The following is a 25842-nucleotide window of genomic DNA, read 5'->3' as shown; positions in this document are numbered from 1 at the left end:
CGGATCAGACCTTCTCGATCTCGGGTTTGCCGAGCAGGCCGCTCGGCCGGAAGATCAGCACCAGCACGAGGATGCTGAACGCCGCCACGTCCTTGTATTCGACCGAGAAATAGCCCGACCAGAACGCTTCGATCAGGCCGATCAGCACGCCGCCCAGCATGGCGCCGGGGACCGATCCGATGCCGCCCAGAACCGCCGCCGTGAACGCCTTAACGCCAGCCAGGAAGCCGATATAGAAGTGAACCACGCCGTAATACATCGTCACCATCAGGCCGGCGACGGCGGCCAGCGCCGCGCCGATGACGAAGGTCATCGAGATGGTCCGGTCGACATTGACGCCGAGAAGCGCCGCCATCGTCTTGTCCTGCTCACACGCACGCTGCTGGCGGCCCAGCGGCGTCTTGGCGATCAGGAGGCTGAAGATGACCATCAGCACCACCGTCAGCACCATGATGATGATCTGGAGATAGGAGAGCGAGACCGTGAAACCGTCCGCCCGCTCCATGACCGTGAACCCGCCCGTGACGACCGGCGGCAGCGGCTTCACCCGCGCGCCCTGGACGAGCTGGACATAATTCTGGAGGAAGATCGACATGCCGAGCGCGGAGATCAGCGGCGCCAGGCGGAACGACCCGCGCAGCGGCCGGTAGGCGACCCGTTCGACCGCCCAGCCATAGACGCTGGTCAGCACCATGGAGACGAGCAGCACGATCATGATGGCGACCGGCACGGCGACCAGCGGCGCGCCCCCGAAGCCCAGCACCAGGAAGGTGATGAGCGAGATGAACGCCCCGATCATGTAGATGTCGCCATGGGCGAAGTTGATCATGCCGATGATGCCGTAGACCATCGTGTAGCCGATCGCGATCAGCCCGTAGATAGCCCCCAGCGTCAGCCCGTTGATGAGCTGTTGGACGAAATATTCCATTCACGCTCCCCTGGCGGCCGCCGTCGGCGTGGCGGTTCCGCTGTTCCCCGTACCCTGCGTCCGGGCCTTGAAAAGCCCTGTGAATATTCTTAGCCCCTGCAAAGAGCAAGCGGTTGATAGCCGCGTTCCAGGCGGCGTGTCGAGACAATTTGTGGCGTTTTAGCTGGGCGGAGCACCCTCGCGATCAATTCGAGGAGGGTTCCGGCGCCGCTCCGTTTTCGTCCCGATCGGCGATGTGGAGCGCCACTTTTCCGGCCGCCAGGGCCTTTTCCAGCGGCTGCGGCGGACGCCGGTCGGTGAACAGGGCGGAGAGCTGGCCGACCGAACCCAGCCGCACCATCGCGGCGCGGCCGAATTTGGTGTGGTCGGCGACCAGGAAGGCCCGACGGCTGTTCCTCAGGATGGCCTGCGCCACCCGCACCTCCCGATAGTCGAAATCCAGGAGCGTGCCGTCCAGGTCGATGCCGCTGATGCCCATGATCCCGTAATCGACCTTGAACTGGTTGATGAAGTCGATCGCCGCCTCCCCCACCACGCCGCCATCGCTGTTGCGCACCAGCCCGCCGGCGATGATGACCTCGAAATCCGTCCGGCCGGCCAGGGTGGCGGCGACGTTCAGATTGTTGGTGATGATGCGCAGGCCCGAATGGCGGACCAGCGCGCGGGCAACGGCCTCCGTCGTCGTGCCGATATTGATGAATAGGGAGGCGTCGTCGGGGATATGGGCGGCGGCAAGCTCCGCGATCGACGTCTTCTCCCGCGCCAGGCTGTCCCGCCGGGCGGCGTAGTCCGCGTTGCGGCCGCCCGGCGATGCGCCCGCGCCGCCATGGTAGCGGGCCAGGAGCCCTTCGGCCGACAGCCGGTTGATGTCGCGGCGGATGGTCTGGGGGGTCACGCCGAATCGGCCGGCCAGGGAATCGATGGTCGCGAAACCTTCCCGGTGGACCAGCTCCACGATGTCCTTCTGCCGATCTTCCCCGCTCATGCCCCGGCCGCCCCGATGAAACAGGGCCCCATCCTCGTTGAGCGGCGCGCGCGGGTCAATTCATCGAACTCCCCCGGGAACTTTCGGAACCTCCACAGGCCGCCGCGGTTTTTGAGACAAGTTTTGTTTGACAGTCGAACAAATTCTTGAACCGTGTTGCGATTATGCGATACTGGCGGCAATGAAAGTCCAAAAGAGACGCCTCGGCCGATTGCGGGCCGTGCGCTGCGCGCCTAACGTGGTGTCAGGCGCGTTCGAACAAGGGAGGTAACTCTATGAAAATGGTAAAGACCGCTCTGCTGGGTACCTGCCTGGCGATGAGCGTGGCGGCCGTATCCCCGGCTCTTGCCCAGGACGGCCCGGTGATCGGCGTGAGCTGGTCCAACTTCCAGGAAGAACGCTGGAAGACCGACGAGGCGGCGATGCAGGCGGCGATCGAGGAAGCCGGCGGCACCTATATCAGCGCCGACGCGCAGAGTTCGGCCGCCAAGCAGCTTTCCGACGTCGAGGCCCTGATCTCCCAGGGCGCGGACGCGCTGATCATCCTGGCCCAGGACGCCGCGGCGATCGGCCCGGCGGTCGAGGAAGCGGTGGCCAACGGCATCCCCGTGGTCGGCTACGACCGGCTGATCGACAATCCCAACGCCTTCTACCTGACCTTCGACAATGTCGAGGTCGGCCGGATGCAGGCGCAGGCCGTCTATGACGTCCAGCCCACGGGCAACTACGTGTTCATCAAGGGCTCCTCAGCCGACCCCAACGCCGACTTCCTGCATGACGGGCAGCTAGAGGTCCTCCAGCCGGCGATCGATTCCGGCGACATCACCGTCGTCGGCGAAGCCTATACCGACGGCTGGCTGCCGGAGAATGCGCAGCGGAACATGGAGCAGATCCTGACCGCCAACAACAATGAGGTCGACGCGGTCGTCGCCTCCAACGACGGCACCGCCGGCGGCGTCATCGCGGCGTTGACCGCGCAGGGCATGGAAGGCACCGTGCCGGTTTCCGGCCAGGACGGCGACCATGCGGCGCTCAACCGCATCGCGCTGGGCACCCAGACCGTTAGCGTCTGGAAGGACGCCCGCGACCTGGGCGCCAAGGCGGCGGAGATCGCGATCGCCATGGCCGAAGGCGCGACGATGGAAGAGATCGAGGGCGCGGAGATGTGGACCAGCCCCAGTGGCGTGGAGCTGCACTCAATTTTCCTGGAGCCGATTCCGATCACGGCAGAGAATCTGGGCGTGGTGGTGGATGCCGGCTGGATCACCGAGGAAGCGCTCTGCCAGGGTGTTCCCTCGGGCCGGGTGGATGCCTGCCCCTGAGGTCGTCTCACTGAAGATGCGTCCCGCCGGGCGGCTTCCATGCCCTCCGGCGGGAGCGTCCTTCCGCCTTCGGGACGAGAGTTGACGCGAATATGACCAGCAATGACACCGCCCGCCCCCGGAACGGACGATCCCTGGGCAGGGGTTCCCGCCGGCCGGCCGATCTCATCGGCGCGCTTGAAATCGACACCCGTCTGCTGGGCATGGCCGCGGCGCTGATCGTGATCTGGATCGGGTTCCACTTCCTGTCCGGCGGCACCTTCCTGACCGCCCGGAACCTCTGGAACCTGTCGGTCCAGACCGCCGTCACCGCCATCGTGGCGACCGGCATGGTGCTGGTGATCGTTACCCGCAACATCGACCTTTCCGTAGGCTCTGTGCTGGGCGTGCTGGGCATGGTCATGGCGGTGGTCCAGACCGAATGGCTGCCGAACTATCTGGGCTACGGCCATCCGATCATCTGGATCGCGGCGCTGGTCGCGGGCATCGTCGGCGGCGCGCTGATCGGGGCGTTGCAGGGCTTCTGGATCTCCTACGGCAAGGTGCCGTCCTTCATCGTGACGCTGGGCGGTCTGCTGATCTGGCGCGGCGCGGCATGGTGGATCACCTCCGGCCGGACGGTGGCGCCGATGGACGACACGTTCCAGCTTCTGGGCGGCGGCATCGACGGGTCGATCGGCGCGTTCTGGAGTTGGGCCGTCGGCGCCATCGCTATCCTCTACCTCCTGGCCTCCACCCTGCGCGCGCGCCAGCTACGCGGCCGCTACGGCTTCCCGACCAAGCCGGTCTGGGCGGAACTGCTGGTGGTCGGCGCGGGGATCGTCGCCGTGGTCGGATTCGTCCTGGTTATGAACTCCCAATACCGGCCGGAGCGCACGGTGGCGATGGAGATCGTGGCGGAGCTGGTTCAGGGCGCGGAGGGCGATGGCGAGGTTTCGGCGAAGGTCCAGGACCTGGCCGCCACCTTCCCGGCGGAAGCCGAGGGCATGATCGCCCAGCTTCCCGATTCCCGCGCCGACCTGGTCCGCCTGCTGCAGGATTGGGAAGGGCTGCCTGACATTCCGCAGGGCATCCCGATCCCGGTGCTGATCATGCTGGGCGTCGCGCTGGCGATGAACTTCCTGGCGGGACGGACGAAATTCGGCCGCTACGTCTTCGCCATCGGCGGCAACCCGGACGCGGCGCTCTTGGCCGGCGTCAACACGCGGCGGGTGATCCTCTACGTCTTCATGCTGATGGGCGTGCTGGCGGCGATCGCCGGTGCGGTGCAGACCGCGAGGCTGAACGCCGGCGCGAACGCCACCGGCGCGCTTCTGGAGCTGAGCGCCATCGCGGCGGCGGTGATCGGCGGCACGTCGCTGGCCGGCGGGGTCGGCACGATCGTCGGGGCGCTGCTGGGCGCGCTGGTGATGCAGAGCCTGCAGAGCGGCATGCTGCTCATGAACATCGACACGCCGCTGCAGCAGATCGTCATCGGGCTGGTGCTGATCGCGGCGGTCTATATCGATACGGTCTATCAGCGGAAGCGCCGGTGATCCGCCGGCCGTTCCCGCTGATCCAGACAAGGACGGGAAAGCGATGACCACTCCCCTCGTCGAAATGCGCGACATGTCGATCAGCTTCGGCGGCGTCCACGCGGTCGAAAAGGTGTCTGTCGACCTGCATCCGGGCGAGGTCGTGGGCCTGCTGGGCCACAATGGCGCGGGCAAGTCGACGCTGATCAAGATGCTGTCGGGGGCCTACCGCCCCGATGCCGGCCAGATCTTCATCAATGGCGAACCCGCGACCATCGAGAATCCGCGCGACGCCAAGAAGTACGGGATCGAGACGATCTATCAGACGCTGGCGCTGGCGGACAATATCGACGCCGCCGGGAACCTGTTCCTGGGTCGCGAGATCATGGGCCCGATGGGCACGCTCGACGACGGCGCGATGGAGGCGGCGACGCGGGAGGTGATGAATCGCCTCAACCCCAACTTCAAGAAGTTCAAGGCCCCGGTCAGCGCGCTGTCCGGCGGCCAGCGCCAGTCCGTCGCCATCGCCCGCGCGATCCATTTCAACGCCAAGATCCTGATCATGGACGAGCCGACGGCCGCGCTCGGCCCGCAGGAAACCCAGCAGGTGGCGGAGCTGATCCTCCAGTTGAAGAAGGAAGGCATCGGCATCTTCCTCATCAGCCACGATCTGCACGACGTGTTCGACCTCTCCGACCGGGTCAGCGTCATGAAGAACGGCAAGCTGGTCGGCACCTGCCGGACCCAGGACGTGACCAAGGACGAGGTGCTGGGCATGATTATCCTGGGCAAGCAGCCGGGCGCGCAATCAACGCAGGAAGAAGCCGCGCTGCACTGAGGGGGTGGGGCCGAGGCTTCCTTCTCACAACCGTCATGCTGGACTTGATCCAGTATCCGTGCGGCGTCGGTGAACGACAGATCGCGCCCGTTTCCTCACCATCGGCGAGGCGGCAAGGGCCTATGGATTCCGGATCAAGTCCGGAATGACGTACGAGGGAGGGTGCGCGCCTCTGGCTGCATCGAACTGGAGGGCGGCGAGGCGGGCGTAGAGGCCGCCTTCGGCCATCAGGGCGTCATGGGCGCCGGCCGCTACCAGCCGGCCCTGATCCAGCACGGCGATGCGGTCGACATTCTGGACGGTCGCCAGCCGGTGGGCGATGACCAGCGTCGTGCGGTCGGCCATCAGGCGGGTCAGCGCGTCCTGCACCAGCCGCTCGCTTTCGGCGTCCAGTGCGCTGGTCGCCTCGTCCAGCAGCAGCACCACCGGGTCGCGGAGGATCGCGCGGGCGATGGCGATCCGCTGCCGCTGGCCGCCGGAGAGGCGCACCCCCCTCTCCCCCAGATATGTGGAGAAGCCTTCGGGCAGCGCCTCGATGAACTCCAGCGCGTGCGCCGCCTCCGCCGCCTTGCTGACCTCGGCATCGCTGGCGTCTGGCCGGCCGTAGCGGATGTTCTCCCACGCGCTGGTCGAGAAGATGGTCGGGTCCTGCGGAACGAGCCCGATGCGGGAGCGGAGATCGGCCGGATCGGCGTCGCGGATGTCGATCCCATCCATACGGATCGATCCGGCCTGGGGATCGTAGAACCGGAGCAGGAGCTGGAAGACGGTGGTCTTCCCGGCGCCGGAAGGGCCGACCAGGGCGACGCTTTCCCCCGGCGCGATATCCAGCGTGAAATCCTCCAGCGCCGACTGGTCGGGCCGGGAAGGGTAGTGGAAGGACACGCCGTCGAAACCGATCGCGCCGCGCGGCGGCGTCGGCAGCCGCGTCGGACTTGCCGGCGCGGTGATGTCGGACGGCGTCTCCATCAGGCCGAACAGCCGCTCTGTCGCGCCCGCCGCCCGTTGCAGGTCGCCCACCACCTCCGACAGCGCGCCGACGGAGCCGGCGACCAGCACGGCATAGAAGACGAAGGCGGAAAGCTCTCCCGGCGTGATCCGGCCGGACAGCACGTCATGGCCGCCGATCCAGAGGATGATCCCGACCGCGCCGAACACCATCAGGATGACGATCGCGGTCAGGAGCGCGCGGGCCCGGATACGGCGGACGGAGGTGGCGAAGGCGGTCTCCACCCTGTCGGCGAAGCGGTCTCGCTCCAGCCCCTCCCGCCCGAAGGCCTGGACGGTGCGGATGCCGTAGAGCGTCTCGTCCACCGTCGCGCCCATATCGGCGATACGGTCCTGGCTGTCGCGGCTGAGCCCGCGCACCTGCCGGCCGAAGACGATGATGGGCACGACCACCAGCGGCACCACGAGCGCGACGAGGCCGGTCAGCTTCGGGCTGGTCACGACCAGCAGCACGGTGCCGCCGAGGAACATCAGCAGATTGCGCAGGAAGACCGACGCGGAAGACCCGATCACAACCTGGAGGACCGTGGTGTCGGCCGTCAGCCGGGAGATGATCTCTGCCGTCCGGTTCGTCTCGAAGAAGCCGGTATGCAGCCGCACGACATGGTCGTAGACGTCGCGGCGCAGATCGGCGATCACCCGTTCCCCGATCCAGGAGACGAGGTAGAACCGCGCATAGCTGGAGGCGGCCAGCACCACGATCACGCCGAGCAACACCAGGAGCGCGCCGTTCAGCAGCGAGGCGTCGCCGGCCGCGAAGCCGCGATCGACCAGGAGGCGCAGGCCCGCCCCCAGGCCGAGAACGGTTCCGGCGGCGACCGACAGCGCCACGACCGCGCCCGCCACGGCGGCCTTGTAGGGCGCGAGATAGGGCAGGATGCGGCGCAGTGGCTTCAGGTCGGCGCGGCCGGGCCGCGGGCCCGCATCGCCGTCCTGGCGGCGCTTCCGGGCATCGCCCTCCATATAGGTGCTTTCACGGAACAAGAGCTTTGCGCCAACCCGGTTGCGGACCTGCCGGCCGTTCCAGCGGCCGGGCGTGGTATAGCAACGGTCATCTTCCCCAACAAGCGACCCGCCACCCTGCGGGCGGGGCGCATCGTCGCGGGTGCGAGACTCACCCGTCCCGAAGCGGAGAACGGGGTTGCATCCGCTGGCGGCCTTCGCTATACACCGCGCCTGATTTTCCGGAGCGTGAGCGCCATGAAAGCCGACATCCACCCCGAGTACCATGAGATCACGGTCATCATGACCGATGGCACGGAGTTCAAGACGCGCACCACCTGGGGCGCGGAGGGCGACAGCATGCGCCTGGACATCGACCCGAAGTCCCACCCGGCCTGGACCGGTGTCCACCGCCTGTCGGATCGGGGCGGCCAGGTCGCGAAGTTCAACCAGCGCTTCAAGGGCTTCGGCATCAAGTAACCGCGCACTCCCGCGCGATACGGACAAAGGACGCCTTTCGGCGTCCTTTTGTTTTGCGCGGATGTCCTGCGGAAACAGACTTCCCGTTCGATGCCGATTGCGTTCAGGAAGTCGGGTGGAATTATCGTCATGCTGGACTTGATCCAGCATCCATAGGATGTCGATGGAATTCGGGACCGCGCCCGGTCCTTCGCCGCCGGTGAAGCGGCGACGGCCCATGGATTCCGGATCAAGTCCGGAATGACGAAGAAGGGAAAGTCTTCGCTTCTTCCCCTCATGGCGAGCCCGTCGAAGGGTCTCTGCCCGAATAGTTCGACGGGCTCACCATGAGGAAGGAAGGCGGTTTCAAAGCCCCTTCGCCTGCTCCCTCAGGATGAATTTCTGGACCTTGCCGGTGGAGGTCTTGGGCAGATCGCCGAAGACGATGGTCCTGGGGCATTTGTAGTGGGCCAGGTTTTCGCGACAGAAGGCGATCAGTTCTTCCTCCGTCGCCGTGCGGCCCGGCTTCAGGGTGACGAAGGCGCACGGGCTTTCGCCCCATTTCTCATCCGGCCGGGCGACCACCGCCGCCTCCATCACCGCCGGATGACGGTAGAGCGCGCCTTCGACCTCGATCGTCGAGATGTTCTCCCCGCCGGAGATGATGATGTCCTTCGACCGGTCCTTCAGTTCGATATAGCCGTTGGGATGGGCGATTCCGAGATCGCCGGTGCGGAACCAGCCGCCCCTGAAGGCGGCCTTCGTCGCCGTCGGGTTCTTCAGGTAGCCCTTCATGACGATATTGCCGCGCATGAAGACCTCGCCCATCGTCTCGCCGTCCGGCGGCACGGGTTCCATCGTCTCCGCGTCCGCGACCATCAGCCCTTCCTGCACCGGATAGGGCACGCCCTGCCGGGCCTTGAAACGCGCCTGCTCCGCCATCGGCAGCGCGTCCCATTCCTCATGCCAGGCGCAGACGACGGCGGGGCCGTAGACTTCCGTCAGTCCGTAGACATGGGTGATGGAGAAGCCCAGAGCCTCCATGCCCTCGATCACCGCCGCCGGTGGGGCGGAGGCGGCGGTCATCATCGCCACCTTGTGGTCGAAGATCCGGCGCTTGTCATCGGCCGCGTTCAGGATCAGCCCCATCACGATCGGCGCGCCGCAGAGATGGGTGACCTTGTGGTCGGCGATCGCATCGTAGATCGCGCCGGCCTCCACCCGGCGAAGACAGACATGGGTTCCCGCCATCGCCGTCACGGTCCAGGGGAAGCACCAGCCGTTGCAGTGGAACATCGGCAGGGTCCAGAGATAGACCGGGTGGTGCGGCATCGCCCAGACCATCGAATTGCCGACCGCGTTCAGATAAGCGCCGCGATGATGGTAGACGACGCCCTTGGGATCGCCGGTGGTGCCGGAGGTGTAGTTGAGCGAGATCGCGCGCCATTCATCGTCCGGCGGCGCCCAGCCGGCCTCCGGGTCGCCTTCCGCCAGCAGATCGTCATAGGTCAGGGCGCCGATGCGCCTCCCCTCGGGGAACAGCTGGTCGTCGATGTCGACGACCAGCGGCCTGACGGTCGCCAGGTCGAGCGCCCGTTCGACCGTGTCGGCGAACTCCCCGTCGACGATCAGCACCCGCGTCTCGCTATGGTCGAGGATGAAGGCGATGCCGGCCGGGTCCAGACGGATGTTGAGCGCGTTCAGCACCGCGCCGGCCATCGGCACGCCGAAATGCGACTCGAACAGCGCCGGGATGTTGGGCGCCATCACCGTGACGGTGTCGCCGACGCCGATCCCCCGCGCCGCCAGGGCCGAAGCCAGCCGCCGGCACCGCGCATAAGTTTCGGCCCAGCTTCGCCGGACGGACCCGTGGATCACTGCCGTCCGGTCCGGGAAGACGGAGGCCGTCCGGGGCAGGAAGGAAAGCGGGCTCAGCGGGACATGGTTCGCCGGATTGCGGTCGAGATCGCGGTCATAGGCGCTGCCCTCTGTCATCGGCTGATCGTCCTCCCCTTCCCTTCTTTCGCCGCCAGAGCGTAGCGCGCTACATCCCGGCGTCAATCGGCGGAGTTTGCCAACCCTGCCCCCGCTGTCGCACACTCGATCCGGAAGAGAAGAGGCCTTTCAGAGGGCCCGCCAAACCGGGAGGAAGAACCAGAGCAATGGGGCGTTACGACGAGATGCATGGCCGGTCGCTGGCCGACCCGGAAGGATTCTGGGCCGAGGCGGCCGAGGCGATCGACTGGACCCGAAAATGGGATCGCGTGCTGGACGACAGCCGCGCGCCCTTCTACCGCTGGTTCGCCGGCGGGGAACTGAACACCTGCCACAACGCGCTGGACCGGCATGTCGAGGCCGGGAACGGCGGGCGCACCGCGCTGATCTACGACAGCGCGGTAACCGGCGCGGTGGAGCACTTCACCTATGCCGAACTGACCGACAAGGTCGCCCGCTTCGCCGGCGCGCTGGCCGGGCTGGGGGTCGCGAAGGGCGACCGGGTCGTCCTCTATATGCCGATGATCCCCCAGGCGGTGATCGCGATGCTGGCCTGCGCGCGGCTGGGCGCGATCCATTCGGTCGTCTTCGGCGGTTTCGCGGCCAATGAGCTGGCGACGCGGATCGACGACGCCAAGCCCAAGGCGATCGTGTCGGCCTCCTGCGGGATCGAGGGCAAGCGGGTGATCCCCTACAAGCCGATGCTGGATGCCGCCATAGCCCAGGCGACGCACAAGCCGGAAGCCTGCGTCATCGCCCAGCGGCCGCAGCAGGAGGCGGCGCTGACGCCCGGCCGCGACCATGACTGGGAGGCTCTGACGGCGCACGCCGAACCGCACCCTTGCGTCCCGGTGGCGGCGACCGATCCGCTCTATATCCTCTACACCTCCGGCACGACGGGGCAGCCCAAGGGCGTGGTCCGCGACAATGGCGGCCATGCCGTGGCGCTGACCTGGACCATGAAATATTTCTTCGACATCAAGCCGGGGGAGGTCTTCTGGACCGCTTCGGACGTGGGCTGGGTGGTCGGCCATTCCTATATCGTCTACGCGCCGCTGATGGCCGGCTGCACCACGGTCCTCTATGAAGGCAAGCCGGTCGGGACGCCGGACGCCGGCGCATTCTGGCGAGTGATCCGCGACCACAAGGCGGTGACCCTGTTCACCGCGCCCACCGCCTTCCGCGCGATCAAGAAGGAAGACCCCGACGGCGCGCTGCTGAAGAGCTACGACCTTGGCGGCTTCCGCGCCCTGTTCCTGGCCGGCGAACGGTCGGACCCGGCGACCATCGCCTGGGCGGAGGAGATGCTGGGCGTGCCCGTGATCGACCATTGGTGGCAGACGGAGACGGGCTGGCCGATGACCGGCAATCCGCTGGGCATCGAACGCTTCCCGATCAAGCCCGGATCGGCCACCAAGGCGCTGCCGGGGTGGGACATCAAGGCGCTGGCCCCGGACGGAAAGGAGGTCAGCCGCGGCGACGTGGGATCGCTGGTCTGCAAGCTGCCGCTGCCGCCGGGCGCCTTCCCCACCCTGTGGCAGGCGGACGAACGCTACCGGCAGGCCTATCTCACGGAGTTCCCGGGCTACTACAAGACCGGCGACGCCGGTTTCGTGGACGAGGACGGCTATGTCCACATCATGGCCAGGGTCGACGATGTCATCAATGTCGCCGGCCATCGCCTGTCGACCGGCGCGATGGAGGAGATCCTGGCCGCCCATCCCGCCGTCGCGGAATGCGCCGTCATCGGCGCGGCCGACGATCTGAAGGGACAGCTTCCCGTCGGGCTGCTGGTGCTGAAGAGCGGCGTCGACCGGCCGCACGGGGAGATCGTGGCGGAGGTGGTCCAGTCGGTCCGCGACAAGATCGGCCCGGTCGCGGCCTTCAAGTCCGCCGTGGTCGTGGATCGGCTGCCCAAGACGCGGTCGGGCAAGGTGCTGCGCGGCACCATGAAGAAGATCGCCGACCGGGAGAACTACACCGCCCCCGCGACCATCGACGATCCGGCGATATTGGGAGAGGTCGAGGAAGCGCTGGCGAAGGTCGGCTATGGTAATCGTGCCGGATGATCGGGATTTGATCCGTATTGGTGCGATAATCGGTCAGAAACAAATCAAAAAGAAATGGGATCGACTAATGCCGTTAACCATTATTTAATAGGCCGTCCTTTAGGATGGTTACATCGGCGGTGGATTTCGTGTCGCCGTCGATCTTTGTGGTCCATTGTTGATGCCTCCCTGTTGAACCTGAGCCGTCCTTTGGACGGCTCTTTTTCTTTTATTGTCAGACAGTTGCAGTTCCTGGAATCACCTTCAGGATTCGCCTTGACGGATAATGGCGCAGTGCATACCCTGCCGCCCACGCTCGGGTTGAGCAGGTGAGGCATCAAAGAAAAAGAGGGCCGCGTAAAAGCGGCCCTCGTTTCTTTTAAAGGGCTTTTGAACCCCTTCATAAAGGCAGCGCGGCGACGGAAACCGTCGCCGCCGCGCCTATTGGCCAATCAGGCCGCCTTCTTTTCCAGACGCTTCGCCGAACCGCCGGCGATCTGGATGGTGCGGGGTTTCAGCGCCTCAGGCACCTCGCGCTCCAGGTCGATGTGGAGCAGGCCATTCTCAAGGCTGGCGTCCGTCACGCGGATATAGTCCGCGAGCTGGAAGCGCCGCTCGAACGCCCGGCCGGCGATGCCGCGGTAGAGGAACGAGCCCTCAGCTTCAGATTTCTCGGCCTTGCCCTTCACGACAAGCGTGTTCTCGGTCTGGGTCAGCTCCAGGTCGGATTCGCCGAAGCCGGCGACCGCCATGCTGATCCGGTAGAGGTCGTCGCCTCGCTTCTCGATATTGTAGGGCGGGTAGGACAGCGAGCCGTCGTCAAGGCGCGAGGCGGTGTCCAGAAGACGCGTCATCCGGTCGAAGCCGACGGACGAGCGGAAAAGCGGAGTCAGGTCGAACGTACGCATGGATATCCTCCTTTGAGCGATACCGTCGCTGGAGGGGCCCGCCACCATGGCCAAGCCCCCGTTTCGTCATGCCGGACCCGTCATCGGCGTCCGGCTGATCTCATTTGGTGAACCCCCATATCGGCGTCAAGAGGCCCGCTTTCGGAATGAAAGAAGGGTCGCCGCTGAAACCGGTCCCCTCCATCCTTCGTTAATCAGCCGGAGGTAGCGTCGGCTCATAACAAGCACCGCGTTCGCTCTCGCGCCCGATCCTCTCCCGAAAGGGGAGCCCAGAATGTGACCGAACTCGTCGCCACGACGGCGTTCTTCAACAAGACCTACGAGGAGGCGCTCGGCCTGCTGATCGAGGCGCGGAACTACATCGCCTATCAGGAGGCGGCGGACATGCGCGACCTGTCCTCCGATTTGCGCCTGATCGTCAGCCAGGAGAACATGCGCGTCACCTGCCGGCTGACCCAGGTGATGGCCTGGATGCTGTGCCAGCGGGCGGTGCAGACCGGCGAGATGACTCGCGAACGGGCGCTGTCCGACGAATTCGCGATCGGCGGCGAGGAAGTCTGCATGGACGAGACCTGGAGCGCCCGGAGCGACCTGCCCGCCGCCGTCGCCAGCCTGCTGGACCGGTCGCTCCGGCTCTATGTCCGCGTCCGCCGGCTGGACGAGATGCTCCGGCGCGCGACGGGATAGCGGAAATCAGGGCTTGAGGTCGATCGCCGCCCGATAGCTGCCGTCCATGTAGAACGGCACGGACATGTGCTCATGCACGATCTTCCATCCCCCATCCGCCTTGGCGAAGCAGAGGGTGCCGCGGACCCAGATATCGGGCCGTTCGCCGTCCGTCTTCGTCCCGCTGATCCTGTAGAAGCCGCGGGCGAAGGCGATATCGCCGCCGACCCTGACATACACGTCCCGCGCCTCCAGCCCGATCGGGCCTTGCCAGGTGGCAAACCAGCCTTCAAGCCCCTGCCGGTCGAGCGCCGCTTCGCCGGCATAGGCCAGGGGCGGCGCCAGGTCGAACGTCACCAGATCCGGCGCGTAATGGCTGAGAACGCCATCGGCGTCCTTGGCGCGGATGGCGACGATACGGTCATCGATGATCTCGCGAATCCGCAATTCATCGGAAGCGGCGATGTTCATGGCTTTCTCCCTTGGTTATGCCCAGAGGACGAACAAGGGAGCGGAAGACCGACAAGGGGGCGTAGCGTTTTTATCTCGCGCTGTCAGCGACGGCCGTCCCACAATCCCGGGACAGCCGATCGAGATGCTGGCGGATATGGGCGGCCTCCGCCGCATTGTTCGCCAGCGCGATGGCGCGGTCGAAGGCGTTCCGCGCCTCTCTCGGGCGGTCGAGCTGCATCAGCAGCGCGCCCTTGACGCCGAAGAAGTTGAAATAGCCCGACAGGCGCGGGGCCAGCGGCTCTATCATCTCAAGCGCCACGGCAGGGCCCTGGAGCTTCGAGACGGCCACCGCGCGGTTGAGCGTGACGACCGGCGAGGGCTGCAGGCGTTCCAGCGTCGCGTAGAGCAGGTCGATCTGCGCCCAGTCGGTGTCCTCCGGCCGGGCGGCGCGGGCATGCAGCGCGGCGATTGCCGCCTGCACCTGATAGGGACCGGGGCGGCGATGGCGCATCGCCTTGTCGATCAGGGCCATCCCCTCGACGATCATCTTCCGGTCCCAGAGCGTCCGGTCCTGATCGTCCAGCAGCACGATCTGGCCGCCGGCGTCGAACCGCGCTGCCATGCGGGCGTGCTGGAGCAGCATCAGGGCGGCCAGGCCCATGATCTCCGGCTCCGTCTGGAAAAGCCGCAGCAGCAGGCGGGCCAGCCGGATCGCCTCATCGCAGAGCCGGCCGCGCACCTCGGCCGCGTCGCCGGTCGCGGAATAGCCCTCGTTGAAGACGAGATAGATCATCGCCGCGACCACGCCCAGCCGTTCGGACCGTTCGACCGGCCCCGGCGTCTCGAAAGCGACTTCCGCGCCGGCGATGCGGCCCTTGGCGCGGGTGATGCGCTGCTCCATCGCGCTTTCACCGACGAGGAAGGCGCGCGCTATCTGCTTCACCGACAGGCCGGAAACGATGCGCAGCGCCAGCGCGATCTGCTGGGTGGCCGGCAGTTCGGGATGGCAGCAGATGAACAGCAGGCGCAGCACGTCGTCCCGGTAATCCGCCCCGTCCAGGCTTTCGGCCAGCGCGGCCTCCGCATCCTCCAGATCCGACAGCAGTTCCTCCGCCGGCAGCGCCTCCTGCCGGCCCCGGCGCCGGACGGAATCGATGGCGGCATTCCGCCCGACCATGATCAGCCAGGCTGCCGGATCGCGCGGCGGACCGTTGCGGGGCCAGTTTTTCAAGGCCCGTAGGCAGGCGTCCTGGAAGGCTTCCTCCGCTATGTCCAGGTCGCGGAAGTAGCGCAGGAGCGCGCCGACCGCCTGGGGGCGGGCGGAGGTCAGAGCCGCGTCGATCCAGGCGATGTCCGTCATGTGGCGACTTCTCCGGGCCGGAAGACAGCGAGCGGACGAACCTCGTGAGCGCCGGCCGAGCCGCTCGCCTGTCCAAGCTCGCTCGCGACCTCGATGGCATGTTCGAGCGAATCGCAGTCGATCACGTAGAAGCCCAGAAGCTGTTCCTTGGTCTCGGCGAACGGGCCGTCGATCACCAGCGGCTCCCGGCCCTTCCGGACGGTGGTCGCCGCGGTCGTCGGCAGCAGCCGCGCGACCGGGCCCAGTCGGCCCTGGTCCGCCAGCTTCCGCTGGACCGCGCCCAGCCTTTCCATGACGGCCGCGTCCTCCTCCTTCGTCCAGGAGCCAACGACGTCTTCGGAATCGTAGCAGAGGATGGCGTAGAGCATGTTCGTTCGTTCCCGATCTTTCCCAAGGACGAACGAGTATGCCCGGTGCCGACAGGGCGGCAAATATTTCGAAGGAGCTCGACTCCGCAAATTTTACCCGGACGATATTGACGTTTTATATTTACCCGGGTAAAAGTCGGTCCGACGAAATATGAAGGAAAGCGGAGCCATGGATCTTTCATCGACATATACGGCCTTTGAAGGCGACCGCCGGATCGTCGCCGGCCGCCTTCAGGATGTCGCCCTGGCGTTAAGGAAAGTCATGGAGCGCGCAGACCACGGCGCGGTGCTGACGTTCGATGACAACACCGGCCGGTCGGTCGATTTCGATCTGCGCGGCACGGACGAAGAGGTGATCGAGAGATTCTCCCAGGCCGGCGGCAAGGAGCCGCCGCCCCGTTCGCCGGGTCGCCCGAAATTGGGCGTCGTTGCACGGGAAGTCACGTTGCTGCCCCGCCATTGGGACTGGCTGGCCAGCCAACCCGGCGGCGCGTCCGCGACCCTTCGTCGGCTGGTCGAAACCGCACGCGCGGCCGGCGGCGGCCAGGACAGGGCGAGGCGGGCCATGGAAGCCTCCGACCGTTTCATGTCCGCGATGGCCGGCAACCGACCCGGTTACGAAGAAGCGGCCCGCGCGCTCTATGCCGGCGACGGGATGAGGTTCGATGAGCTGTTGGCGGCGTGGCCAACGGACGTCCGCGATCACGCGCGGGCGCTGGCCGCACCGGCCTTCACGGGTGGAATGGACGACCGGTAGCGACGACTGCGTCGTCCAGGGGGGTTACCCCCACCCCGGCCCTCCCCCGCAAGCGGGAGAGGGAGTTCAGCGGAGCCAAATAGCCCCCTCTCCTGCCTTGCGGGAGAGGGGGTTGGGGGTGAGGGTGGTTTCCCTATTGCGCCGTCCAGCCGCCGTCGATGGGGAGGGAGGCGCCGGTGATCTGGTCGGCGGCGCTGCCGGAGAGGAAGACGGCGAAGGCGCCGATCTGTTCCGGCGTGGCGAACGCCTTGGACGGCTGCTTGCCGCCCAGCAGGCGGCCGGCGGCCTCGTCGATGGAGATGCCCTCCTCCTCGGCGATCTTCTCGATCTGCTTCTCGACCAGCGGGGTGCGCACCCAGCCGGGGCAGATGGCGTTACAGGTGATGCCGCTGCCCGCCGTCTCCAGCGCGATCACCTTGGTCAGCCCGATCACGCCGTGCTTCGCGGCCACATAGGCCGATTTCTCGGGGCTGGCGACCAACCCGTGAGCCGAGGCGGTGTTGATGATCCGGCCCCAGCCTTTCTTGCGCATCGACGGCAGGACAGCCCGCGAGGCGTGGAAGACGGAGGATAGGTTGATGGCGATGATCGCGTCCCATTTGGAGGGCGGGAATTCCTCCACCGGCGCGGTGTGCTGGATGCCGGCATTGTTGACCAGTATGTCGACGCCGCCCATCTCCTCCGCCGCCGAGATCATCGAGGCGATCGCTTCCGGCTGGGTCATGTCCGCGCCGTTGTAGCGCGCCTTCACGCCGAACTCCGATTCGATCGCGCGCTTGGCGTCATCGATCTCCGTGGCGTCGCCGAAGCCGTTCAGGATAATGTCGGCCCCGGCTTCCGCAAGCGATCGGGCGATGCCGAGACCGATGCCGCTGGTCGAGCCGGTGACGAGGGCGACCTTGCCTTTGAGCATGGGGATTCCTTGATGTCGGGGGAGTCGGAAGAGAGGGCGAAGCGGGTCAGGATTTGAAGAACGCGTCGGCGGCCGATCGGTGCCCTTGCTTCTTCGCGATCTCCGCCCGCGCCCGTTCGATCTCCGCCTCCAGGGCGGCGATATAGTCGTTCAGCTCCTCCACCGAATGGCGGTCGAGCGGCTTGGGCGCCTTAGGCTTCTGGCGCGGCTCCAGATCGTCGAAATCCATGGGTCCTGCTCCGGCTTCCTTGTCAGTCTGGGCGACGGCCGCTACACCTTCAAGGGTCTTTCCGCCCTCCGACGCCGGAGTCCGACGCCATGGCCTCTCCCCTCCCCTCCACGATGACCGCGATCGAGATCGCCGAATATGGCGGTCCGGAAGCCCTCCGCCCGACCGAAGCGCCGGTGCCCGAGCCGGGGGAGAACGAGGTGCTGATCGAGGTGGAGGCCGCTGGCATCAACCGGCCGGACGTGCTGCAGCGCAAGGGCCTCTACCCGCCGCCGCCGGGCGCCAGCCCTCTGCCGGGGCTGGAGGTCGCCGGGCGGATCGTCAGGCTGGGCATGGGCGTCCGGCACCTGAAGGAGGGGCAGGAGGTCTGCGCGCTGGTGTCCGGCGGCGGCTACGCGCCCTATTGCGTCGCCCCCGCGCCGCAGACCCTGCCCGTCCCGAAGGGCCTTTCCATGGTCGAGGCCGCGGCGGTGCCAGAGACCTACTTCACCGTCTGGGCGAACGTGTTCGACCGGGGGCGGCTGAAGGAGGGGGAGAGTTTCCTGGTCCATGGCGGGACGAGCGGCATCGGCACCACGGCGATCCAGCTCGCCAAGACCTTCGGGGCGACCGTCTTCGCCACCGCCGGCGGGCCGGCGAAATGCCGGGCCTGCGAGGAGCTGGGGGCCGACCGCGCCATCGACTACAAGGCGGAGGATTTCGTCCAGGCTGTCAAGGCAGCAACCGGCGACAGGGGCGTCGATCTGATCCTGGACATGGTCGGCGGCGACTACCTGCCGCGCAATATCGAGGCGCTGGCGACCGAGGGGCGGCATGTCTCCATCGCCTTCATGAGGGGGCCGAAGGCGGAGATCAACATCCAGAAGATCATGGCCAAGCGGCTGACGCTGACCGGCACCACGCTGCGGGCGCGCACCGTCGCGCAGAAGGGCGCGATCGCACAGACGCTGCAGCAGAAGGTCTGGCCGCTGCTGGAGAGCCGGAAGGTCCGGCCGCTGATCCACCAGACCTTCCCGCTGGAACAGGCGGCGGACGCCCAGGCGCTGATGGAATCCAGCACGCATGTCGGAAAGATCGTGCTGACGATGCCCCGTTGAAGGGCTGGTAGTCTCTCGGTTTAAATTTCTGAAGTGGCTGGGAAGAGGTCGGTCCGCTTCCGGAGAAAACTCAGCGAAGGCTGACCTTCAGAGTCCTCCCCACCTCGCCGCTTGTCGCAAAAGTCGGCAGCGACCCGCGATCTTTCGCGAGCGACTTTCGCGACCGCATTTCCGTTGGATATTCAAGAACGCTCCGACTGACGCGAATGTCAGGATTTTTGCGAAACTCACGAGCGCCTGGCGTCCGTTTGGATGAGCAATCCAAGCCCGGCAAGTAGCTACAAAACATCATATGTGCTAATGTGGGTTTGTGGGAATCTGAGGGAGTTGTCACATGAGCCGCCTAACCATCGACATAACCGATCAGCAGCATCAAAGCCTGAAGGCGTTGGCCGCCTTGCAAGGCAAGACGATCAAACAATACACACTCGAACGGTTGTTCCCCGACGTTCCCGATAGCGATCAGGCATGGCAGGAACTGAAAACCCTGTTGGGTACGCGTATCAATGAGGGGATGGCGGGGAAGGTGTCCGGTAAGAGCATCGGCGAAATTCTCGGCGAAGAACTTACCGAGGGCGGTCGTCCTTGATCGACTATGTACTGACGGATGCGGCCGAAGCCGATTTGCGAGGGATTATCCGCTACACGCGCAAGCAATGGGGCCTTACACAGGTGCGCAGCTACATCACCACGCTGGAACAAGGCATTGCGCACCTCGCCGCCGGTCAAGGCCCTTTCAAGGACATGAGCGCGCTCTTCCCGGCGCTGCGCATGGCGCATTGTGAACGTCACTACGTGTTTTGCCTGCCGCGTGAAGGTGCGCCCGCGTTGATCGTGGCGATTTTTCATGAGCGTATGGACTTGATAACGCGACTAGCCGACCGGCTGAATGAGTGAGGAGTTACGCGACAACCCGTTGCTCTGGTCATCCGCGAGCAAGATTGCCGCCCATTACTGGCGCAAATCCGAAGCGATCTTCTAACGTGACGCTCCGGACGCCATGTTTATTTTCCGAATTAGTGTTTGGAGACGCGGTAGCGGACATGGGTCGCCATCGGCCCATCGGTCGAGTAGATCTTCTCGAGCAAGATCGGCCCTTTGAAGTTATCGAACAGTCGAATTCCGCTGCCGATAAGGCTCGGTGCGAGATGAACCACAACTTCGTCGACCACACCGGCGTCCAATGCCTGCTGGGAGGGCGATGCGCCGCTGATGACGACGTCCTTGTCTCCGGCCGCCGCCTTCGCCTGGCAGACGGCGCTCTCGATGCCGTCGGTGACGAAGGTAATCCTGGAATCGCCCTTCGGTACCGTTTCAGGCGCCGGCGGTTCGTGGGTGAGGATGAAGAGCGGAACGCCCTTCAGCGGATGCGAGCCGCCCCAGCCATTGGTGATGTCGTAGGTTCGCCGGCCAAAAATGTAGGCGCCGGACTGGGCATACATGCGGTCGACCTCAGCCTTGTTGGCGCCGCCTTCCTCCCTGGCTCTCGAAAGCCAGCCGAAGACATGCTTGATGCCGTCCCGGCCGTTGGGAAACTCTTCTCCGTCATCCGGCCCTGCGCAGAAACCGTCGAGCGACATGCTCATTTCGATGATGACTTTAGCCATCGTTTCTCTCCAGGTTCACTTGTTTCGCCTCAGAGGACGAACGACCGACGGATCTCACGACATGAGTTCGAATTATTCTCGGTTTGAGCTGTTCGCGTCGAAAGCCGAAATTCAAACTGAGACACTATCGAAGGGCTTTACCGTTTGCGCCGGTGCGGGTTTTCCCTATATACGGAGGGATAAGCTGACAACCTGAAGACGCCATCAGGCGCCGCGCTCCTGGAACCGGTGTTCCGGAGAGACGCGAGGGCGAAGCGGCGTCGCGTCTATTTTTCGTAGGAGAAGACCATGGCCCAGCCCCTCATGCCCAAGGCTACCGCCGTGTGGCTGGTCGAGAACACGGCCCTCACCTTCCGCCAGATCGCGGAGTTCTGCGGCCTGCACGAGTTGGAGGTGAAGGCGATCGCTGACCAGGAGGTCGCGGTCGGCATGGTCGGCATGGACCCGATCGCCAACGGCCAGTTGACGCAGGAGGAGATCGACCGCTGCTCCGGCGACCCGGCCGCGCGGCTGAAGATGGCGAAGTCCGACCTGCCGGCGCCGACATCGCGCCAGAAGGGCCCCCGCTATACGCCGGTGACCAAGCGCGGCGACAAGCCCGACGGCATCGCCTGGCTGCTGAAGCACGCGCCGGAGCTGAGCGACGCCGCCATCTCCCGCCTGATCGGCACGACCAAGCCGACGATCAACGCGATCCGCGAGAAGACCCACTGGAACGCGACCAACATAAAGACACGCAACCCGGTCCTTCTGGGCCTCTGCACCCAGAACGATTTGACCGAAGCGCTGAAGAAGGCGCGTCCCGCCGGCGCGCCCGTAACGCCGCTGCCATTGGCCGACGACCCGACCGCGGAGCATCGCCCGGTCGAGGACGAATTGCCCGCTTTCACATTCAACTGACGGGCACATTCAACTGACGGGGCAATCCCTGAAAATTAAACGGCGCGGCCCTTCAAAGGCCGCGCCGTTTTTATTTCCGGTTCCGGATTTCCGTGCTCAATGGATTGTCGCGCTCCCGCCATTGCCGTCCAGGCGGGCGATCTCATCCTTGATCTTGAGTTTCTCGCGTTTGAGCCTACCGATTTCTTCTGCGCTGGGAGAAGGGCGTAGGCCTTCCTGATGAAGTTGGGTGTCCAGGAAGGCGTGCTTGGATTTCAAAGAGTCCATACGCTCTTTCAGCGACATGCGTACCCCCATCGTTGGTCCGTCATCAAGCTGTCATCAGCTACCTTACCAGAGTTGCTGATGCCGGCATGGGGGTTCAAGCGACAAACGCCGACCCCTGTCAAAAAGCAATCTTCGGTCCGGCAATTTTAGGTAAATTGGAACTGGCGTTACAGATGCTTGTACGGAAATCAACCGTACGATATCATTCTCGTCCACAGAAACAGATGGGGGAAATCATGCCCGGGAACGCTCTTTCCGGCAGGGCTTCGAATCAACGATTCGATGCTCGCATTTCCGGTGAGACAAAGGAAATCATCGAGACGGCGGCGCGGCTTACCGGCCGGTCGATGTCGGATTTCGTGATCTCCAGCGCCCATGAAGCAGCCCGGAAAATTATCTCCGAGAATGCCATCTGGACACTGAGCCGCGCTCAAAGCCGCCTTTTCGCGGAAGCCATGCTCGACGACGGGCAACCCGGGCAAAAGCTGAACGAGGCCGCCGCCCGCTACAGGAAGGTCACGAGCAACAAAGACCGATGACGGCGGAGTACGCGTTTTCGCCTCTCGGTCCCAACCATGATCGGGCGGGGTTTTCCTGCGAAGTCGAGGAACTGAACATCTATCTGCGGCAACGGGCGGGGCAGGATGTCCGCGCCAATATCGCCGTCGTCTGGGTCATGGCCAGGCCGGAAACTCCGGAGAGCATCCTCGGCTACTACACACTTTCCAGCCTCTCCATCGAATTGACAGCGCTGACTTCGGACCTGTCGAAAAGACTGCCAAGCTATCCACGCCTTCCCGTCACCTTGCTGGGCCGGATGGCGCGTTCGAAAACGGCCGCGCGAGGATCGGGAGAAATCCTGCTGATGGACGCGCTCAGCCGGTCCTTGCAGGCGTCGCGACAGGTCGCCTCGTTCGCCGTCGTCGTGGACCCGAAGAACCAGAGGCTGGCGGACTGGTACGGACGATACGATTTCCGGCAACTGCCCAACAGCAGCCGCCTCATCCTCCCAATGAAGATGGCCGCAAAGCTGGGTTTTTGACCCCTCAACTCCCCAGATGCCGAGGCGGCTGGAATCAGCTTTCAGGCATCCTATAAATCATGCACAATCCACCTTGTTGGTCTTCCGGACTATCAAGGACCGCGGCATGCAAAGCATAACCCTTGAACAGCTTCGCGCTGCCAGCAACGCCGGGGGCGTGACCGGCGTGACCTTGAAGGGCTGCGGCGGAGCCTTCCTCGTCCTGATCGCCACCCGCAGCGGCTCGGACGCCGTGCTGGCGAAGGCTCGCAGCACCGAGCCGCGCCGCTTCGGCAATCCGGCTGCGGCATTGAACGTGCTGCGCGATATCGGCATCACAGTCGGCCGGTTCGACGCTACCGAATGGGATCCGGCCAACAAAGAGGAGAGTGCCGGCAACAGGGGCCGCGCCGAGGCGATGCGCAAGGCGCACAGGGCCGCCGCCTATTCCGAATGGCTGGTGGCGGAACTCCAGGATGCCGTCGACGACGCCCGGCCGAACCTTTCGCACGACGATGTCATGGCGGAGATGGAAGCCGACCTGGCCGCGCTGACAACCCGCCAAGGGCCGGGGCGGAAGAAACGGGCATGATCCGGCTGTCTAGGGCCGGCTGATTCGTGGCCGGAGAAAAACCGCCCTATCGGATCGAATGGCGGCCGAAAGCGCGCGAGGATCTGCGCGCCATCATCCGCCATATCGGCAGGGACAATCCTTCCAGGGCGCGATCATTCGGCGAAGAGTTGCGCGCGAAGACCGAACCCCTCGCCCGGCACCCCGAACTTGGCCGCGCCGGTGGACCGGGGATGCCGGATCATGTGCGTGTCCTGATCGCGCACCGGAATTACGTCATCTTCTACCGCGTGCAAAGCACGGCCCGCATTGTGGAGATCATCGCGGTGAAGCACGCGGCGCGGAAGATGCCGTGACGGCGGCGGCGGAAGCGCCCCCTCAATCGCCCAGATAGATGCCGAGGCCCTTGGCGGTGGTGACCAGGGGATCGCTGATCTGGACTTGCTGGTATTCCTTGATCGCCTTTTCGATCGGCACGTCGATGACCTGGCGGTTGGACCAGGCGACCATCCGGTCGTACTTGCCGTCCCGGATCAAATCCACGGCGTGGACGCCGAAGGCCGAGGCGACGAGGCGATCGCGCCAGGTGGGCATCGATCCGCGCTGGACATGGCCCAGCACCGTCACCCGCGTTTCGGCGTTGGTCGCGCCGGCGATCTTCTCGCTGAGATAGTCGCCGATGCCGCCGAACCGCTTCTCCCCGCCATGATATTCCTTCTGGCGGGCCGACCCTTCCAGCGTCTTCACGGCTTCGGAGACGACGACCAGCGCGAAGTTGCGGCCGTCCTGGCGGACCCTGCTGATCTTGGCCGCGATGCCTTCGATGGAATAGGTGAGTTCGGGGATCAGGATCACGTCGGCGCCGCCGGCGATGCCGGCATGCAGCGCGATATGGCCCGCATCGCGGCCCATCACCTCAAGCACCATCACGCGGGCGTGGCTGGCGGCGGTGGGCTGCAGGCGGTCCAGCGCCTCCGTCGCGACGGCGACCGCCGTGTCGAAGCCGACCGCGACCTCCGTCAGGCCGACGTCATTGTCGATGGTCTTCGGGATGCCGACGAGGTTGATGCCGCCCTGCTGGGCCAGCTTGCGCAGGATGGCGAAGCTGCCGTCGCCGCCGATGCCGATCAGCGCGTCCAGCCCCAGCTCGCGGCAGCCGCCGATGATCTCCTCCGACCGGTCCTTGATCGAGCCGTCGGCCATCGGGAAGGCGAAGGGGTTGCCCTTGTTGGTCGTGCCCAGGATGGTGCCGCCCTGCCGCAGCACGTTGCCGGTATAATCCTCCGGCCTCAGCACCTCGTACTGGAGCGGACGGGAGAGGAGACCCATGGTCCCCTCCTTGATCCCGATCACCGTCCACCCCAGCTCCGCCGCCCGGAACACCACGGCCCTGATCGCGGCGTTGAGACCCGCGCAGTCGCCGCCGCTGGTCAGGATGCCGATTCGCTTCTCGCCTGCCATATTATTTTCGTCTCGATGTTGGGGGGAGAACAAAACGGCGCGTAGTGTTACCAGATCGGAAATCTCCCGCAACCCGCGCGATGCGCGGACCACCCGCGCACGGGACGTTTTTGCCCCGGCGGCAAAGTTGCTATACTCCCGCCCGATCTGGAGGGGCATCCTTGGACACCAGCCTGAACGACGACACCGAAAGCCTGCGCGAGCGACTGACGAGCCTGCGGGAGGAGCATCGCGACCTGGACGACGTCATCGACCGGCTGGCCGAGGGCGGTCCGGTCAACCAGCTTCAAATCCAGCGGCTGAAGAAGCGCAAGCTGGCGCTGAAGGACCAGATCACGCGGCTGGAGAGCCGGCTGTTGCCGGACATCATCGCCTGACGTTGCCGCGCCTTCAGCCGGTCCGCGCGCTTCGCTTCTGCTGATACATCGCGGCGTCGGCCGCCTGGAGGACCGCCTGCGGTTCGCCCGGCCCCTGGAAGGCGTAGGCGCCGATGGAAACGGACACGCTTATCGGCTGACCTTCATAGGTGGCGGGAGCGGCTTCGATCAGCGAGCGCAGCTTCTCCCCCTTCGCCACCGCGTTCTCCTGATCCGCCTGGGCCAGCAGGACGCCGAATTCGTCGCCGCCGAGCCGCCCGACCACGTCGGTCGCGCGGACATTGTCGACCAGCACTTGCGCGACATGGCTGAGCGCGGCGTCGCCCGCGCCGTGGCCGAGGCCGTCATTGATCTCCTTCATGCCGTTCACGTCGAGGAACAGCACGCTGGAGGGCGAGCCGTAACGCTGGGCGAAGGCCATCATACGCGACAGCTCGCGCACGAAGGCACGGCGGTTCAGCACCGGCGTCAGCGAATCCTCGTCGGCCAGCCGCTCCAGGTAGGCGATGCGCTGGTCCTTGCCGGCGTTGTCCGTATTGAGGCGGTCGACCTCCTCGATCAGCTTCGACAGGCCGCGCTTCACGTTTTCCGTCAGTTCCCCGTCGGTGATGCCCAGGAATTGCGCGACGTCGGCGACGGTCCGGCGCGGGAGGGGCCCGTCGACCTGCTTCGCCACCCTGGCGGCGACGCCGTTCCGGGCGCGGACGGCGACCGTCGACTTCCTGTCGTTGGTGATCTTCATGATGGTCCCGAACTATCCCTGCATGGCGTTCGCGCCTTCCCAATAGCGGAGACGCGAGGGAAGTACATCGCAAAAAGATCAAAAACTTGCTAACGCGGAAAGGTCG

The 25842-nt window shown here is 65.4% G+C and carries 30 protein-coding genes; 16 read left to right on the top strand and 14 right to left on the bottom strand.

Annotation, left to right across the window (positions count from 1 at the left end; translation table 11 throughout):
* Positions 1-4: 4 nt before the first annotated feature.
* Together AAFN89_RS07035 and AAFN89_RS07030 are read right to left on the bottom strand one after the other, a co-directional pair.
* The gene (locus tag AAFN89_RS07035) at positions 5-928 is read right to left on the bottom strand and encodes a branched-chain amino acid ABC transporter permease LivH (RefSeq protein WP_347537372.1); all 924 of its coding nucleotides are present in this window, start codon (positions 926-928) and stop codon (positions 5-7) included.
* Positions 929-1112: 184 nt separating this feature from the next.
* Positions 1113-1913, bottom strand: a complete 801-nt coding sequence (locus AAFN89_RS07030; protein ID WP_347537370.1) for a DeoR family transcriptional regulator — start codon at positions 1911-1913, stop codon at positions 1113-1115.
* Positions 1914-2188: 275 nt separating this feature from the next.
* Here AAFN89_RS07030 and xylF point away from each other — a divergent pair, with 275 nt between their 5' ends.
* The 3 genes from xylF (at position 2189) to AAFN89_RS07015 (ending at position 5587) form a co-directional block, all read left to right on the top strand.
* On the top strand, positions 2189-3235 hold the full coding sequence (gene xylF / locus AAFN89_RS07025) for a D-xylose ABC transporter substrate-binding protein (protein WP_347537368.1): 1047 nt from the start codon (positions 2189-2191) through the stop codon (positions 3233-3235).
* Positions 3236-3327: 92 nt separating this feature from the next.
* Complete coding sequence (locus AAFN89_RS07020) at positions 3328-4770, top strand: sugar ABC transporter permease (RefSeq protein ID WP_347537366.1); 1443 nt, start codon at positions 3328-3330, stop codon at positions 4768-4770.
* 43 nt (positions 4771-4813) lie between these two features.
* Positions 4814-5587 (top strand): ATP-binding cassette domain-containing protein, encoded by a 774-nt coding sequence (locus tag AAFN89_RS07015; protein ID WP_347537364.1) that lies wholly within the window; start codon positions 4814-4816, stop codon positions 5585-5587.
* 120 nt (positions 5588-5707) lie between these two features.
* On the opposite strand, the gene AAFN89_RS07010 is transcribed toward AAFN89_RS07015, so the two are convergent.
* Entirely contained in the window at positions 5708-7558 is a 1851-nt protein-coding gene (locus AAFN89_RS07010; protein WP_347537600.1) for an ABC transporter transmembrane domain-containing protein, read from the bottom strand.
* 237 nt (positions 7559-7795) lie between these two features.
* Here AAFN89_RS07010 and rpmE point away from each other — a divergent pair, with 237 nt between their 5' ends.
* Entirely contained in the window at positions 7796-8017 is a 222-nt protein-coding gene (rpmE, locus tag AAFN89_RS07005; protein WP_347537362.1) for a 50S ribosomal protein L31, read from the top strand.
* Between the two features lie 345 nt (positions 8018-8362).
* Here the strand turns inward: rpmE and AAFN89_RS07000 are convergent, their stop codons facing one another.
* Complete coding sequence (locus tag AAFN89_RS07000) at positions 8363-9991, bottom strand: acyl-CoA synthetase (protein WP_347537360.1); 1629 nt, start codon at positions 9989-9991, stop codon at positions 8363-8365.
* A gap of 167 nt (positions 9992-10158) precedes the next feature.
* Between AAFN89_RS07000 and AAFN89_RS06995 the strand changes: the two genes are divergently transcribed.
* Positions 10159-12060 carry a propionyl-CoA synthetase gene (locus AAFN89_RS06995; RefSeq protein ID WP_347537358.1) on the top strand — a complete coding sequence of 634 codons (1902 nt, stop codon included), beginning with the start codon at positions 10159-10161 and terminating at the stop codon, positions 12058-12060.
* A 431-nt stretch (positions 12061-12491) separates the two neighbouring features.
* Here the strand turns inward: AAFN89_RS06995 and AAFN89_RS06990 are convergent, their stop codons facing one another.
* Entirely contained in the window at positions 12492-12947 is a 456-nt protein-coding gene (locus AAFN89_RS06990; protein ID WP_347537356.1) for an Hsp20 family protein, read from the bottom strand.
* 276 nt (positions 12948-13223) lie between these two features.
* On the opposite strand from AAFN89_RS06990, the gene AAFN89_RS06985 reads away from it, so the two are divergent.
* Positions 13224-13634, top strand: a complete 411-nt coding sequence (locus AAFN89_RS06985) for a DUF1465 family protein (protein ID WP_347537354.1) — start codon at positions 13224-13226, stop codon at positions 13632-13634.
* Between the two features lie 6 nt (positions 13635-13640).
* On the opposite strand, the gene AAFN89_RS06980 is transcribed toward AAFN89_RS06985, so the two are convergent.
* From AAFN89_RS06980 to AAFN89_RS06970, 3 genes are all read right to left on the bottom strand, one after another.
* A complete protein-coding gene (locus AAFN89_RS06980; RefSeq protein ID WP_347537352.1) occupies positions 13641-14084 on the bottom strand; it encodes a nuclear transport factor 2 family protein in 444 nt (147 codons plus the stop codon).
* A 70-nt stretch (positions 14085-14154) separates the two neighbouring features.
* Entirely contained in the window at positions 14155-15426 is a 1272-nt protein-coding gene (locus tag AAFN89_RS06975) for an RNA polymerase sigma factor (RefSeq protein WP_347537350.1), read from the bottom strand.
* Positions 15423-15794, bottom strand: coding sequence for a YciI family protein (locus AAFN89_RS06970; protein WP_347537348.1), 372 nt, complete (start codon positions 15792-15794; stop codon positions 15423-15425). Before AAFN89_RS06970 ends, AAFN89_RS06975 begins: the two co-directional genes overlap by 4 nt.
* Positions 15795-15963: 169 nt before the next feature.
* Between AAFN89_RS06970 and AAFN89_RS06965 the strand changes: the two genes are divergently transcribed.
* The gene (locus tag AAFN89_RS06965) at positions 15964-16551 is read left to right on the top strand and encodes a DUF2239 family protein (RefSeq protein WP_347537345.1); all 588 of its coding nucleotides are present in this window, start codon (positions 15964-15966) and stop codon (positions 16549-16551) included.
* Positions 16552-16684: 133 nt separating this feature from the next.
* Here the strand turns inward: AAFN89_RS06965 and AAFN89_RS06960 are convergent, their stop codons facing one another.
* Together AAFN89_RS06960 and AAFN89_RS06955 are read right to left on the bottom strand one after the other, a co-directional pair.
* Positions 16685-17464, bottom strand: a complete 780-nt coding sequence (locus tag AAFN89_RS06960; RefSeq protein ID WP_347537343.1) for a 3-hydroxybutyrate dehydrogenase — start codon at positions 17462-17464, stop codon at positions 16685-16687.
* Positions 17465-17510: 46 nt separating this feature from the next.
* Positions 17511-17693 carry a DUF1192 domain-containing protein gene (locus tag AAFN89_RS06955; protein ID WP_347537341.1) on the bottom strand — a complete coding sequence of 61 codons (183 nt, stop codon included), beginning with the start codon at positions 17691-17693 and terminating at the stop codon, positions 17511-17513.
* A gap of 89 nt (positions 17694-17782) precedes the next feature.
* On the opposite strand from AAFN89_RS06955, the gene AAFN89_RS06950 reads away from it, so the two are divergent.
* The 3 genes from AAFN89_RS06950 (at position 17783) to AAFN89_RS06940 (ending at position 19687) form a co-directional block, all read left to right on the top strand.
* Entirely contained in the window at positions 17783-18790 is a 1008-nt protein-coding gene (locus AAFN89_RS06950) for an NAD(P)H-quinone oxidoreductase (protein WP_347537339.1), read from the top strand.
* Between the two features lie 334 nt (positions 18791-19124).
* Positions 19125-19379 carry an antitoxin gene (locus AAFN89_RS06945; protein WP_347537338.1) on the top strand — a complete coding sequence of 85 codons (255 nt, stop codon included), beginning with the start codon at positions 19125-19127 and terminating at the stop codon, positions 19377-19379.
* Positions 19376-19687, top strand: coding sequence for a type II toxin-antitoxin system RelE/ParE family toxin (locus AAFN89_RS06940; protein ID WP_347537337.1), 312 nt, complete (start codon positions 19376-19378; stop codon positions 19685-19687). Before AAFN89_RS06945 ends, AAFN89_RS06940 begins: the two co-directional genes overlap by 4 nt.
* Positions 19688-19806: 119 nt before the next feature.
* On the opposite strand, the gene AAFN89_RS06935 is transcribed toward AAFN89_RS06940, so the two are convergent.
* Positions 19807-20397 (bottom strand): dihydrofolate reductase family protein, encoded by a 591-nt coding sequence (locus AAFN89_RS06935; RefSeq protein ID WP_347537336.1) that lies wholly within the window; start codon positions 20395-20397, stop codon positions 19807-19809.
* 288 nt (positions 20398-20685) lie between these two features.
* Here AAFN89_RS06935 and AAFN89_RS06930 point away from each other — a divergent pair, with 288 nt between their 5' ends.
* Positions 20686-21297: a cell cycle transcriptional regulator TrcR gene (locus tag AAFN89_RS06930; RefSeq protein ID WP_347537335.1), complete on the top strand. Its 612-nt coding sequence runs from the start codon at positions 20686-20688 to the stop codon at positions 21295-21297.
* Positions 21298-21393: 96 nt separating this feature from the next.
* On the opposite strand, the gene AAFN89_RS06925 is transcribed toward AAFN89_RS06930, so the two are convergent.
* Positions 21394-21582 (bottom strand): YdcH family protein, encoded by a 189-nt coding sequence (locus AAFN89_RS06925; protein ID WP_347537333.1) that lies wholly within the window; start codon positions 21580-21582, stop codon positions 21394-21396.
* A 68-nt stretch (positions 21583-21650) separates the two neighbouring features.
* Between AAFN89_RS06925 and AAFN89_RS06920 the strand changes: the two genes are divergently transcribed.
* The 4 genes from AAFN89_RS06920 (at position 21651) to AAFN89_RS06905 (ending at position 23512) form a co-directional block, all read left to right on the top strand.
* Positions 21651-22103: a DUF1778 domain-containing protein gene (locus tag AAFN89_RS06920; RefSeq protein WP_347537330.1), complete on the top strand. Its 453-nt coding sequence runs from the start codon at positions 21651-21653 to the stop codon at positions 22101-22103.
* Positions 22100-22606 (top strand): GNAT family N-acetyltransferase, encoded by a 507-nt coding sequence (locus AAFN89_RS06915; protein WP_347537328.1) that lies wholly within the window; start codon positions 22100-22102, stop codon positions 22604-22606. Before AAFN89_RS06920 ends, AAFN89_RS06915 begins: the two co-directional genes overlap by 4 nt.
* Before the next feature lie 106 nt (positions 22607-22712).
* Entirely contained in the window at positions 22713-23177 is a 465-nt protein-coding gene (locus AAFN89_RS06910) for a hypothetical protein (RefSeq protein WP_347537326.1), read from the top strand.
* 26 nt (positions 23178-23203) lie between these two features.
* Positions 23204-23512, top strand: coding sequence for a type II toxin-antitoxin system RelE/ParE family toxin (locus AAFN89_RS06905; protein WP_347537324.1), 309 nt, complete (start codon positions 23204-23206; stop codon positions 23510-23512).
* Between the two features lie 22 nt (positions 23513-23534).
* Here the strand turns inward: AAFN89_RS06905 and AAFN89_RS06900 are convergent, their stop codons facing one another.
* Positions 23535-24617, bottom strand: a complete 1083-nt coding sequence (locus tag AAFN89_RS06900; RefSeq protein WP_347537322.1) for an ATP-dependent 6-phosphofructokinase — start codon at positions 24615-24617, stop codon at positions 23535-23537.
* 173 nt (positions 24618-24790) lie between these two features.
* On the opposite strand from AAFN89_RS06900, the gene AAFN89_RS06895 reads away from it, so the two are divergent.
* A complete protein-coding gene (locus AAFN89_RS06895; protein ID WP_347537598.1) occupies positions 24791-24994 on the top strand; it encodes a DUF465 domain-containing protein in 204 nt (67 codons plus the stop codon).
* Positions 24995-25007: 13 nt separating this feature from the next.
* Here the strand turns inward: AAFN89_RS06895 and AAFN89_RS06890 are convergent, their stop codons facing one another.
* Positions 25008-25736 (bottom strand): GGDEF domain-containing protein, encoded by a 729-nt coding sequence (locus AAFN89_RS06890; protein ID WP_347537319.1) that lies wholly within the window; start codon positions 25734-25736, stop codon positions 25008-25010.
* Between the last annotated feature and the right edge of the window lie 106 nt (positions 25737-25842).

It is taken from the genome of Inquilinus sp. CAU 1745 (assembly GCF_039839375.1).
Taxonomy (GTDB): Bacteria; Pseudomonadota; Alphaproteobacteria; order DSM-16000; family Inquilinaceae; genus JBDOQU01.
This window is presented reverse-complemented; position numbering and strand designations above follow the sequence as displayed.